The organism is Streptomyces sp. NPDC054863 (assembly GCF_053610825.1).
Window position 1 is genome coordinate 1 of the sequence record NZ_JBSGZD010000226.1, and the last position, 12,964, is coordinate 12,964.

Here is a 12,964-nt window from a genome sequence, read left to right on the forward strand (position 1 = left end):
GACCCGGCAGGAGCGCCGTCAGCGGGACGTCAGCGGGACGCGCCCGCCAACTCCTTTTCCGGAGCGGCCTCTTCCGCCCCGTCCGCGCCCTTGTTCCCGCGCGGCAGCAGCACCGCGACCAGGACCGTGCCCGCGCCGAGCACCACCGCGCCGATCAGGCTGGTGTGCGCGACCGCGTCGGAGAAGGCGGAGCCGACGGCTTCCGCCATGTCCTTGGCGCCCTGGGCGAGTTGGCCCGCCTGGCCCTTGAGCTGGGCGGCCTGTTCGGGGGTGGCAGCCTTCGCCGCCTGGCCCGCCAGTGCGTGGGCCTTGTCGCCGATGCCCTGGGCGACCGCGTAGCCGGCGCCGACCGAGTCCTGTGCGGTGTCGAGTGCCGACGCGGGAAGCTTCGAACCGCTCGTACCGTCGGCCAGGTGCGAGGAGTACGAACCGGCGAGCACGGAGCCGAGTACGGCGATGCCGAGCGAGCCGCCCAGCTCCAGGGAGGTGTCGTTGACGGCGCCGCCGACGCCGAGTTCGGACTCGGGGAAGGCGCCCATGATCGCGTCGGTGCAGGGCGAGAGCGCCAGGCCGATGGCGAGTCCGAGGATGACGAGCGGCAGGACGAAGTCGCCGTAGGTGGACGCGGCGTCGACCCGGGTGAGCAGGGCGAGCGCGACCGTTCCGCCGACCATGCCGGCCGTGACGGTGACCTTCATGCCGAGGCGCGGGGTGAGGAAACCGGTCAGCGCGGAGCCGACGAAGACCGCTCCGGCCAGCGGCAGCATCCGTACACCCGTCTCCAGGGCGTTGAAGCCGAGCACGAACTGGAGGTGCTGGGTGAGGAAGTAGAACGCGCCGAAGACGGCCAGGAAGAAGAGCGCGACGGCGAGGTTGGAGCCCGCGAAGCCGCGGTCGAGGAAGCGGCGCACGTCCAGGACGGGGCGCGGGTGGCGCAGCTCCCAGAGGACGAAGAGGAGCAGGCCGACCCCTGCGACGACGGCGGCGCCGATCGCCTTGCCGTCCCAGCCGAAGTGCGGGCCCTCGATGATCGCGAAGATGAGGGCGGCGACCCAGACGACGGAGAGGAGTCCGCCGACGTAGTCGATCCGGCCGTGGGCGGAGGCCTTGGACGGCGGTACGAGCACGAGGGCGCCGACGATCGCGAGGGCGGCGACGGGCACGTTGATCAGGAAGGTCGAGGACCAGCCGTGGTCTTCGAGCAGCGCACCGGCGACGAGCGGGCCCGCGGCGATGGCGAGTCCCGCGGTGGCGGTCCAGAGCACGATCGCCTTGGCGCGTTCGGCGCGCGGGAAGGTCGCGGCGAGGAGGGAGAGCGTGGCGGGCATGATCATCGCGGCGCCGACGCCCATCACGGCGCGGGCGGCGATGACGCCGTCGGCGCTGTCGACGAGCGAGCCGGCTATGGAGCCTCCGCCGAACACCAGCAGTCCGAGGACGAGGGCGCCGCGGCGGCTGTACTTGTCGCCGATCGCGCCGAGGAGCAGCATCAGCGCGGCGTACGGGACGGTGTAGCCGTCGACGACCCACTAGAGGTCGGCGCTGTTCAGGCCGAGGTCCTTGGTCATGTCGGGGGCGGCGACGGTGAGGGCGGTGTTCGCCATCACGATGATCAGCAGACTGAGGCAGAGGACCAGCAGGGCCCACCAGCGCCTCGGATAGGGCCGGTCCATCTTCTCCACCGGCTGGGTCGCGACCAGTCGCACGGTTTCCACCTCTTTGCCATCATCTGACGATTCCTGCTTGCACAGCAGTGTGCAACTACACAGCTATGTGCAAGTTAGCGGAATGCACAGCCGTGTGCAAAATGGATCCATGACCACGGGTACGGGTGCAGGTTCAGGTGCGGGTGCGGGTGCGGGTACGGGCAGCTCGGCGAGGGCGGACGCGAACCGCCGCCGCATCATGGACGTCGCGCTGGCGGAGCTGCTGCGCGACCCGGACGCGAGCATGGATCAGATCGCGCGGGCGGCGGGGGTCGTACGGCGCACCGTGTACGGGCACTTCCCGAACCGGGAGGCACTGGTCGCCGCGCTCGTCGACGGCGCGGCGGAGGCGGTCATCGAGGCGCACGCGGCGAGTCGCGCCGGGGTGGACGACCCGGCGGAGGCGCTCGCGCGGGCGATGCTCGCGGTCTGGCACATCGCGGACCGCTACCGGCTGCTGGTCGCGCTGGCGCAGCGGAGCGTGACGATGGAGGGCATCAAGCAGCGGCTGACGCCGGTGCGGGAGGACTGCGTGGCGCTGCTGCGGCTGGGGCAGTCGCAGGGGGTGTTCCGGTCACCGGTACCGGCTGCGGCGCTGGCGTACGTCCATGAGCAGACGCTCTTCGGGCTCATGGAGGCCGTGAACGAGGGTCTGCTGTCCACGGCGGACGCGGGCCGCGCGGCGGCGACGACGGCGTTGCTTTCGGCGGGGGTCGGGGTGGAGGACATGGAGGAGCTGCTGGGGCGGGTGCGGGCGGGAGGGTAGCCGACGGGGGCGCCGTGCGGGTGCCGGCCGGCGGGTGGGCGCCGTGCGGGTGCGTTGTGGCTGGTCGCGCAGTTCCCCGCGCCCCTAGATGCCTGCCCCCCGGGCGGGACGGGGGGCAAGGGGGCGATCCTCACGCGGAGCTCGCCCCCTACCGCGACCGCACACCCCGCGCCGGTGGGGGCAGGCGTCCCGGGCTGCGCCCGGTGCACGGCTGCGCCGCGCGTCCTCAAACGCCGGACGGGCTGGATGTGCCCGGACCGGCTGGGGTCAGCGCGACTCCACCGGTGCCGCCTCGTCCCTCGGTGCCGGGACGGGGTCGGGGTCGTGGCCGTCGCCCTCCTCCAGCATCCGCTCGTCGAACGGCAGCTTGCCGGACAGCACCAGCTCCACCCGTTCCTTGTCGATCTCCTTCGTCCACGTGCCCACCAGCACCGTCGCCACCGCGTTGCCCGCGAAGTTCGTCAGAGCCCTGGCCTCGCTCATGAAGCGGTCGATTCCGACGATCAGGCCGACTCCGTCGACCAGTTCCGGGCGGTGGGACTGGAGTCCGCCGGCCAGCGTGGCGAGTCCCGCGCCGGTGACCCCCGCCGCACCCTTCGAGGCGATGATCATGAAGCCGAGGAGGGCGATCTGCTCGCCGAGCTGCAGCGGGTCGCCCATGGCGTTCGCGATGAACAGGGAGGCCATCGTCAGGTAGATCGCCGTGCCGTCCAGGTTGAAGGAGTACCCGGTCGGGACCGTGATGCCGACGACGGGCTTGCTGACGCCCAGGTGTTCCATCTTCGCGATCAGCCGCGGCAGCGCCGTCTCCGACGAGGAGGATGAGACGATCAGGAGGAACTCGCGCGCCAGGTACTTCAGCAGCTGGAAGAGGTTCACTCCCGCGACCAGCTTGAGGATCGTCCCCAGGACCACGACCACGAAGAGCGCACAGGTGACGTAGAAGGCGACCATGATGATCCCGAGCGCCTTGAGCGCGTCGATGCCGGTCGCCCCGACCACGGCCGAGATCGCTCCGAACGCGCCCAGCGGCGCCACCCACATGACCATCGCGAGGATCCGGAACACCAGCCGCTGGATGTGCCCGATGCCGCGCAGCACCGGCTCTCCCGCCCGGCCCATCGCCTGGAGCGCGAAGCCCACCAGCAGGGCGACGAAGAGGGTCTGGAGCACCGAGCCTTCGGTGAACGCCGAGACGAGGGTCTTCGGGACGATGCCCAGCAGGAAGTCGCCCAGGCCCTCGCTCGCGCCCGCCGCCTGCTTGGCGCCCGCGTCCTTGTGCGCGTCCAGGTCGAGGTCGGTGCCCGGGTGGATCAGGTTGCCGACCACCAGCCCGATGCCGAGCGCCACCGTCGACATCACCATGAAGTAACCGAGCGCGAGCCCGCCCACCGCACCGACCTTGGCGGCCTTGCGGACCGAGCCGATGCCCAGCACGATCGTGCAGAAGATGATCGGCGAGATCAGCATCTTGATCAGGTTGACGAAGCCGTCACCGATCGGCTTCAGGTCCTTGCCGACCTCCGGCCAGATCAGCCCGACGGTGATACCGAGGACGACGGCGACCACGACCGCCGGGTAGAGGTAGTGGGTCCGGTCACGTCTCCTCGGCGCCGAACCTGGTTCCGCGCCTGCTGCCGATCCCGCTTCCGTTCCCGTTCCGGCCACTGGAAGCCCTCCTCGTTCTCACCGATAAGCCCACGTCGGGGTGGGTCCCGGCGACTATGCACCACCCTGGGCGCCCACACACCCTTCCGGTCGTAGAGTTCACAGATTCCCCCTCGGGCACCTCTGGACCTTCCTACGAGCTGTGATCCGGGCGGAACGCACCGTAGCCAACGCGCCCGTCCCGTCCTACCGTGTGCCCGTGCATCTCACCCCGCCGTCCGACGCCCCGCCCTTCGACGCACCCGCCGCCCGTCGCCTGCGCGAGGCGCTCGGGATGGACCCCGGCCATGTCGCGTACGGGCTGCGCGCACAGTACGGACTGGAGGCCGGCCCGGAGCTGGTGGTCGCCTGGGAGCGCGGGCTGCGCACCCCCACCGCCCGCGAGGTGACCGCGCTGGCCGGTGTGCTGTGGTGCGCTCCCGCCGAACTCCTGCACGCCGCGCGCACCTTGCGCGAGCACCGCACGGCGCGCGGTCTCAACGCCGCGGACCTGGCCCGGCGGGTCGGGCTCGGCGTCGACGCGTACGTACGGATGGAGGAGGCGGGCCGGTGGCGCGGCACCGACCGGCAGACCGCCGCGCTCGTCTCGGAACTCGGCCTGACCCCCGCCCTGTTCATCACCGCGGCCGGCCGTGACGAGGAGCTGGCCGAGCTGCTGCGGAATGCGGTGACGACCCGCTGGCAGGCGTACGTACGACCGCTGGTCAAGCTGCTCCCGCTGCCGCGTGCCGCGCTGGAGAACGTACTCCTGCGGCTGCACGCCGACTACCAGTCGCGGATGGTGGCGACGCTGGGGTGGGGCGGCGCCGGGAACGCGGGGGACGGGGAGGCGGGGCGGGAGTTCCTGGAGGGGATCCTGGGGCACTTCTGGGAGCGGGCCGAGGGCCTGCGCTAGGGAGCGGGCCGAGGGCCTGCGCCAGCCACGGGAGCCGCTGGAGGCCGTCCCGGCAGCGCCCGTCGCGCCCGCCAGGCGGCACCCGCCGGACCCGCCCGGTCACACCCGTCGAGCCCGCCCGACAGCACCCGCTGGACCCGCCAGGCAGCGCCCGTCGAGCCCGCCCGGCAGCAGCCGCGTCACGTGCCCGGTGGGTCGAAGCGGAACAGCTGGCCCGCCGCGTCGTCCTCGCACGGCCGCTGTTCCAGCGCGGTCCACTCGGCACGGGAGGCTCCCGGCACCGTGAGGCACATCCGGGTGTGCTGCGGGCGGATCCGGTAGCCCTTGACCGGGCTGCCGACCGGCTCGAAGCGGAACGTCTCCGCCGCCGGGTCGCGGTTCGCGCACTCGTCGTCCTCCACCCAGGCTCCCTTCTCGCGCTTCCCCCAGTGCACGCCCATGCAGCCGCCCTCGAACTCGGGGTGGTACGAGGCGATCCGCCAGTCCTCCTCCCCCATCCTGACCAGCGAGTACTGGGGGATGAGTCCCTCGCAGGGCGCTTGGTGGACCTTGCCGCTCGTGACGCCGTTCCGCTCCCCCAGGCAGAGCCCGGAGTGCACCGCGCGCAGCGTCCGTTCACCGGCACCGGGCGCGGTCACCGCATCGAGCGTCCGGGGCTGCGGATCCGTGTCGCGGGTCAGCCAGACCACCGTCGCCGCGACCACCGTCAGGGCGAGCGCGACGTTAAGGACCTTGGTCCGGGAAATCCGCCGCGGAGTCGAGGCTTCCGGCCCGCCGACGGGGGCCTTTCCGCCCGGCGGGGACGGGACTTCGGCCACTGGCGCGAGGGCGGGTGCCGGGTGCGCACGCGCCGACGAGGGCTCGGGGGCCGGGTCCGCACGCACGGACGAGGGCTCGGGTGCCGCCTCCGGTGCCTCTTGCGGTGTCTCCTCCTGGGCCGCCTCCGGTACCTCCTGCGGTACCTCCTCCGACGCCGCGCCGCCCGCCGGTTCCGGCGTCTCCCCCGGTACCGCCACCACCGCCACCCGCTCGCCGCGTACCGCGAGTTCCTTCCGTACCGCCAGCCACTCCTCCACCACCGTCGGGCCGCATCCGCACGCCCGTGCGTAGGCGGCCACCAGTTCCTCGCGCGGCACCGTTGTGCGCGCCAGCATGTTCGCGACCGTGCTGCGCGGCAGGACGTCGCCGGTCGCGTCGGCGCGGGCGGTGAGTTCGCGGTACGTGAGACCCGACCACTCCTTGAGCGCGTGCAGTCCCTCGACGAACTCGGCGGCCGTGCGCACCGCGCACGGATCGGGCTCCGGCATGCGGACGCCTCCTGTCACCTCACCCGACCTGCGTCCGGACGGCAGCGGAAAGGGAGTTGGGACATGTCCCGGACAGGCTGAAGCCTTGTTGATCCGGCCGCGCAACTCAAGAGTGGGAACCGCCGACTCCGGCCGGAACACGCCTCCGGCAGGACACGCACAACGGCCCCGGTCGTCCACAGGGGAGACGATCGGGGCCGTTCTGTCCGTACGCTCGTGACAGGAGGTTCGAACGCCCGCGGACGGGGGCTCGTGCGTCTGCGGCCGGAGGTTCGAACGCCCGCGGCCGGACGCTCGTACGCCCGCGGCCGGAGGTTCGTACGCCCGCGGCCGAGGGCCGGCGGTCAGAAGACCGACTCGGCCTCGTACATCCGCGCCTCCGGGACCGTCTTCAGCTCGGTGACGCCCTCGGCGAGCGGCACCATCTCGATGCTCGTGCCGCGCAGCGCGGTCATCTTGCCGAAGTGTCCCGCGTGCGCCGCCTCCACCGCGTGCCAGCCGAAGCGGGTCGCCAGGACGCGGTCGTACGCGGTGGGCGTGCCGCCGCGCTGGACGTGGCCGAGGATGACCGGGCGGGCCTCCTTGCCGAGCCTGCCCTCCAGCTCGACGGCCAGCCGGGTGCCGATGCCGGTGAAGCGCTCGTGGCCGAACTGGTCGATGACGCCCTTCTCGTACGGCATGGTGCCCTCGGCCGGACGGGCGCCTTCCGCCACGCAGACGACGGCGAACTTCTTGCCGCGCGCGAACCGCTCCTCGACCATCTTGACCAGCGAGTCGACCTCGAAGGGCCGCTCGGGCAGGCAGATGCCGTGGGCGCCGCCCGCCATGCCGGACTCCAGGGCGATCCAGCCCGCGTGCCGGCCCATGACCTCGACGACCATGACGCGCTGGTGCGACTCGGCGGTCGTCTTCAGCCGGTCTATGGCCTCGGTGGCGACGCCGACGGCGGTGTCGAAGCCGAAGGTGCGGTCGGTGCCGTTGATGTCGTTGTCGATGGTCTTCGGGACGCCGACGACGGGCATGCCCGCGTCCGACAGCATGCGGGCGGCGGTCAGGGTGCCCTCCCCGCCGATCGGGATGAGAGCGTCCATGCCGTACTTGGCGGTCAGCTCCGCGCAGTTCTCGGCGGCCTCGCGGAGCCGGGCGCGCTCCAGACGGGCCGAGCCGAGGATGGTGCCGCCGCGCGGCAGGATGCCGCTGACCGCGTTGAGGTCGAGGGGGCGGTAGTGACCGTCGAGGAGGCCCTTGAAGCCGTCCTCGAACCCGATGACCTCGTCGTTGTGTCCGGCGACGGCACGGTGCACGACCGACCGGATCACTGCGTTCAGCCCAGGACAGTCGCCGCCTGCGGTGAGAACTCCGATACGCATCGTGCTGTGTCTCCTGCTCTTGGTGGTACTTGTGAGCCAGGTTCCAATTGTTCCACGGCCGGAATGCACCGCGCGCTTTCGGATACTCCTGGACAAGCGGGACAGGGGTCTTTGTGCCCTGCTCACGGGACTCCTTCCGGCGGGCGCCATATCCAGCCACAAAGGTATTGTCAAGGGTGCAAGACCGCCCTAACCGCACAAAATCGGCACAGTTGCTCGCCGATCGCTTACCTCAGTACCTCTGTTAGCTCAGTTACCGACCTTGAGACCTACGACGACGAGACGGAGAGCACGCGTGACGCGCAGCGTGTACGTGACCGGCATCGACCGGGGGGACGGCCGCCAGGTCGTCGAGCTGGGAGTCATGGAGCTCCTGACCCGCCAGGTGGACCGCGTGGGTGTCTTCCGCCCACTGGTGCACGACGGCCCCGACCGCCTCTTCGACCTGCTCCGTGCCCGCTACCGGCTGTCCCAGGACCCGGCGACGGTGTACGGCATGGACTACCGCGAGGCGTCCGCCCTGCAGGCCGAGAAGGGCACCGACGAGCTGGTCTCCCAGCTCGTCGACCGCTTCCACAAGGTGGCCAGGGACTACGAGGTCGTCCTCGTGCTCGGCACGGACTTCGCGGACACCCAGTTCCCCGACGAGCTGTCGATGAACGCCCGCCTGGCCAACGAGTTCGGGGCGTCCGTGATACCCGTGGTCGGCGGCCGGAAGCAGACCGCCGAATCGGTGCGCGCCGAGGCCCGCAACGCCCATCGCGCGTACGAGAGCCTGGGCTGCCACGTCCTCGCGCTGGTCGTGAACCGGGTCGCCCCGCTCGACCGGGCCGAGATAGCCGAGCACCTCAACGACAGCCGGCTGCCGGTCCCCGCGTACGTACTCCCTGACGAGCCGGCGCTCGCCGCCCCGACGGTCGCGCAGATCACCCAGGCGCTGGGGGGAACGGTTCTGCTCGGCGACGACGCGGGGCTCGCGCGCGACGCCCTGGACTTCGTCTTCGGCGGCGCGATGCTGCCCAACTTCCTCAACGCCCTGACCCCCGGCTGCCTGGTCGTCACCCCCGGCGACCGCTCCGACCTGGTCGTGGGCTCGCTGGCCGCGCACAGCGCCGGTACGCCGCCCATCGCGGGCGTACTGCTGACGCTGGACGAGCGGCCCGGCAAGGAGATCCTGACCCTGGCGTCACGGCTGGCGCCCGGCACCCCGGTGGTCTCGGTGGCCGGAGGTTCCTTCCCGACCGCCGGAGAGCTGTTCGCCCTGGAGGGCAAGCTCAACGCGGCCACCCCGCGCAAGGCGGAGACCGCCCTCGGCCTCTTCGAGCGACATGTCGACACCGCCGATCTGCTCGACCGGATGTCGGTGGCCCGCAGCGGGCGCGTGACGCCGATGATGTTCGAGCACGAGCTGATCGAGCAGGCCCGCTCGGACCGCCGCCGCGTCGTACTCCCCGAGGGCACCGAGGAGCGGGTGCTCCGCGCCGCCGACGTGCTGCTGCGCCGCGACGTCTGCGACCTCACGCTGCTCGGTGACGTGGACGTCATCCGCAAGAAGGCCGCCGACCTGGGCATCGACCTCGCGAACACCCAGCTCATCGACCCGCAGACCTCCGAGCTGCGGCAGTCCTTCGCCGAGCGGTACTCCCAGCTGCGGGCCCACAAGGGCGTCACCGTGGAGCTGGCGCACGACGTGGTCGCCGACGTGAACTACTTCGGCACGCTGATGGTCCAGGAGGGCCTCGCCGACGGCATGGTGTCCGGCTCCGTCCACTCCACCGCCGCGACCATCCGGCCCGCCTTCGAGATCATCAAGACCAAGCCCGACGCCAAGATCGTCTCTTCGGTCTTCTTCATGTGCCTCGCCGACAAGGTCCTGGTGTACGGCGACTGCGCGGTCAATCCGGACCCGGACGCCGTGCAGCTCGCGGACATCGCGATCCAGTCGGCCGGGACCGCAGCCCAGTTCGGCGTGGAGCCGCGGATGGCGATGCTGTCGTACTCCACGGGCACCTCGGGCGCCGGCGCGGACGTCGACAAGGTGCGCGAGGCGACCGCTCTCGTCCGCTCCTCGCGCCCGGACCTGCTCGTCGAGGGCCCGATCCAGTACGACGCGGCCGTCGAGCCGTCGGTGGCCGCGACCAAGCTCCCGGGCTCCGAAGTCGCGGGCCAGGCAAGCGTGTTGATCTTCCCGGACCTCAACACCGGCAACAACACCTACAAGGCCGTGCAGCGCTCGGCCGGCGCCGTGGCCGTCGGCCCGGTCCTCCAGGGCCTGCGCAAGCCGGTCAACGACCTGTCGCGCGGCGCACTCGTCCAGGACATCGTCAACACGGTCGCCATCACCGCGATCCAGGCCCAGGGCGAACCGGCATGACACCCACTGCCCGGCCCTCCTCGGGCACCGGGACCGCTCCTGCCCAGCCCCCGCTCCGCACGACACCGCACCCGTACGAGAAGGCACCGCTGTGACCACTGCTCCCACCCGCATCCTCGTCCTCAACTCCGGCTCCTCGTCGCTGAAGTACCAGCTCATCGACATGAGCGACCGCTCCCGGCTGGCCATGGGCCTGGTCGAGAGGATCGGCGAGAACTCCTCCGCGCTGGTCCACACGCCGCTGCTCGGCGAGGGCGCGGGCAAGAAGCGCATACGCGAGATCCGGTTCGCGGACCACGACGAGGCGCTCCAGGCCGTCGCGCTCGAACTGGCGGCGGACGGTCTCGGCCTGGACTCCCCCGAGCTGGCCGCGATCGGGCACCGGGTGGTCCACGGCGGCCTGAAGTTCTCCGCCCCCACCGTCGTCACGGACGAGGTGCTGGCGGAGATCGAGCGCCTGGTCCCGGTCGCACCCCTGCACAACCCGGCCAACATCACGGGGATCAGGACGGCCCGGGCACTGCGCCCCGACCTCCCCCAGGTCGCCGTCTTCGACACCGCGTTCCACACGACGATGCCGGAGTACGCGGCCCGCTACGCGATCGACGTCGAGACCGCCGACGCGCACCGCATCCGCCGCTACGGCTTCCACGGCACGTCGCACGCGTACGTGTCCCGCAAGACGGCGCAGCTGCTGGGCAAGGCCCCCTCCGAGGTCAACGTCATCGTGCTGCACCTCGGCAACGGAGCCTCCGCGTCCGCCGTCCGGGGCGGGCGCTGCGTGGACACCTCCATGGGGCTGACCCCGCTGGAAGGCCTGGTCATGGGCACGCGTTCGGGTGATCTCGATCCGGCGGTGATCTTCCATCTGGAGCGGGTGGCCGGAATGTCGACGGATGAAATCGACACGCTCCTCAACAAGAAGAGCGGCCTGGTCGGTCTCTGCGGCGAGAACGACATGCGGGAAATCCGCCGCCGTATCGACGAGGGCGACAAGCAGGCCGAACTCGCCTTCGAGATCTACATCCACCGGTTGAAGAAGTACATCGGCGCCTACTCCGCCGTACTCGGCCGGGTGGACGCGGTCGCCTTCACCGCGGGCGTCGGCGAGAATGCCGCACCGGTGCGCGAGGCGGCCGTGGCGGGCCTCGCGGAACTGGGTCTCGCCGTGGACGCGGGCCTCAATTCCGTACGTTCCGACGAAGCCCGGATCATTTCTCCGGAGTACGCGCGGGTAGCCGTCGCCGTTGTACCGACCGACGAAGAACTGGAAATCGCGAACCAGGTGTACGACCTGGTCGCAGCCGTCGACAACACCGGCAACTGAGCGCGTCTGAGCACCACCGCGCCCATTTGTACATTCCACCAGACGGAATATTCCACAGCGAAACAAACCGATAGGATCCGCCTTATGCGCCGTTCCAAAATCGTCTGCACCCTTGGCCCCGCCGTCGACTCCCACGAGCAGCTCGTCGCTCTGATCGAAGCCGGCATGAGCGTGGCCCGATTCAACTTCAGCCACGGCACCCACGAGGAGCACCAGGGCCGTTACGACCGCGTCCGCAAGGCCGCCGCCGAGACGGGCCGTGCGGTGGGCGTGCTCGCCGACCTCCAGGGTCCGAAGATCCGCCTGGCGAAGTTCGCCGAAGGCCCCGTCGAGCTCGTCCGCGGCGACGAGTTCACCATCACCGCCGAGGACGTCCGGGGCGACAAGTCCATCTGCGGCACCACGTACAAGGGCCTGCCGGGCGACGTCCAGAAGGGCGACCCGATCCTCATCAACGACGGCAACGTCGAGCTGAAGGTCGTCTCGGTCGAGGGCCCCCGGGTGAAGACGATCGTCATCGAGGGCGGTGTCATCTCCGACCACAAGGGCATCAACCTGCCCGGCGCGGCGGTCAACGTCCCGGCCCTCTCGGAGAAGGACGTCGACGACCTCCGCTTCGCGCTGCGGATGGGCTGCGACCTGGTCGCCCTGTCCTTCGTCCGCGACGCCGACGACGTCAAGGACGTCCACAAGGTGATGGACGAGGAGGGCCGCCGGGTCCCCGTCATCGCCAAGGTGGAGAAGCCGCAGGCCGTCGAGCACATGGAGGGCATCGTCGCGGCCTTCGACGGCGTGATGGTGGCCCGTGGCGACCTGGCCGTCGAGTACCCGCTCGAAAAGGTCCCGATGGTGCAGAAGCGCCTCATCGAGCTGTGCCGCCGCAACGCCAAGCCGGTGATCGTGGCGACCCAGATGATGGAGTCGATGATCACCAACTCCCGCCCGACGCGCGCGGAGGCGTCCGACGTCGCCAACGCGATCCTCGACGGTGCGGACGCGGTCATGCTGTCCGCGGAGTCCTCGGTCGGTGCGTACCCGATCGAGACCGTCAAGACGATGTCGAAGATCGTCGTCGCGGCCGAGGAGGAGCTGCTCTCCAAGGGTCTCCAGCCGCTGGTCCCCGGCAAGAAGCCGCGCACCCAGGGCGGTTCCGTCGCCCGTGCGGCGGCCGAGATCGCCGACTTCCTGGACGGCAAGGCGCTGGTCGCCTTCACCCAGTCCGGCGACACGGCCCGCCGGCTGTCCCGCTACCGCGCGGCCCAGCCGATCCTGGCCTTCACCACGGACGAGGCCACCCGCAACCAGCTCGCGCTGAGCTGGGGCGTCGAGTCCTTCGTGGTCCCCCACGTCGACAACACGGACGCGATGGTCGACCTGGTCGACGCCGAGCTGCTGAAGCTCCAGCGCTACAACAACGGCGACACCATGGTCATCACCGCCGGTTCGCCCCCCGGCATCCCCGGCACCACGAACATGGTCCGGGTGCACCACCTGGGCGGCGAAGCGGCCACCGCCTGACGGCAGCCGGTCGCACACGGGGCGGGCCCGGAG

8 protein-coding genes and 1 pseudogene are annotated in these 12,964 nt (G+C 71.0%); 5 read left to right on the forward strand and 4 right to left on the reverse strand.

What is annotated here, in order from left to right; translation table 11 throughout:
- Positions 1–29: 29 nt before the first annotated feature.
- Positions 30–1,706, reverse strand: a pseudogene (locus tag ACWGIG_RS29090) (MFS transporter).
- 109 nt (positions 1,707–1,815) lie between these two features.
- Between ACWGIG_RS29090 and ACWGIG_RS29095 the strand changes: the two are divergent.
- Complete coding sequence (locus ACWGIG_RS29095; RefSeq protein WP_453324661.1) at positions 1,816–2,472, forward strand: TetR/AcrR family transcriptional regulator; 657 nt, start codon at positions 1,816–1,818, stop codon at positions 2,470–2,472.
- A 267-nt stretch (positions 2,473–2,739) separates the two neighbouring features.
- On the opposite strand, the gene ACWGIG_RS29100 is transcribed toward ACWGIG_RS29095, so the two are convergent.
- The gene (locus ACWGIG_RS29100) at positions 2,740–4,041 is read right to left on the reverse strand and encodes a cation:dicarboxylate symporter family transporter (protein ID WP_453324668.1); all 1,302 of its coding nucleotides are present in this window, start codon (positions 4,039–4,041) and stop codon (positions 2,740–2,742) included.
- A 298-nt stretch (positions 4,042–4,339) separates the two neighbouring features.
- Here ACWGIG_RS29100 and ACWGIG_RS29105 point away from each other — a divergent pair, with 298 nt between their 5' ends.
- Positions 4,340–5,035, forward strand: coding sequence for a helix-turn-helix domain-containing protein (locus tag ACWGIG_RS29105; protein WP_453324662.1), 696 nt, complete (start codon positions 4,340–4,342; stop codon positions 5,033–5,035).
- 179 nt (positions 5,036–5,214) lie between these two features.
- Here the strand turns inward: ACWGIG_RS29105 and ACWGIG_RS29110 are convergent, their stop codons facing one another.
- Both ACWGIG_RS29110 and ACWGIG_RS29115 read right to left on the reverse strand, forming a co-directional pair.
- Entirely contained in the window at positions 5,215–6,342 is a 1,128-nt protein-coding gene (locus ACWGIG_RS29110; protein ID WP_453324663.1) for a ricin-type beta-trefoil lectin domain protein, read from the reverse strand.
- 344 nt (positions 6,343–6,686) lie between these two features.
- Positions 6,687–7,712, reverse strand: coding sequence for an ATP-dependent 6-phosphofructokinase (locus ACWGIG_RS29115; RefSeq protein WP_453324664.1), 1,026 nt, complete (start codon positions 7,710–7,712; stop codon positions 6,687–6,689).
- Positions 7,713–8,007: 295 nt separating this feature from the next.
- On the opposite strand from ACWGIG_RS29115, the gene pta reads away from it, so the two are divergent.
- The 3 genes from pta to pyk all read left to right on the forward strand — a co-directional run bounded on the left by pta (position 8,008) and on the right by pyk (position 12,931).
- Entirely contained in the window at positions 8,008–10,086 is a 2,079-nt protein-coding gene (gene pta / locus ACWGIG_RS29120; RefSeq protein WP_453324665.1) for a phosphate acetyltransferase, read from the forward strand.
- 91 nt (positions 10,087–10,177) lie between these two features.
- Positions 10,178–11,413, forward strand: a complete 1,236-nt coding sequence (locus ACWGIG_RS29125) for an acetate kinase (protein WP_453324666.1) — start codon at positions 10,178–10,180, stop codon at positions 11,411–11,413.
- Positions 11,414–11,497: 84 nt separating this feature from the next.
- Positions 11,498–12,931 carry a pyruvate kinase gene (gene pyk / locus ACWGIG_RS29130; RefSeq protein WP_453324667.1) on the forward strand — a complete coding sequence of 478 codons (1,434 nt, stop codon included), beginning with the start codon at positions 11,498–11,500 and terminating at the stop codon, positions 12,929–12,931.
- Positions 12,932–12,964: the final 33 nt, after the last annotated feature.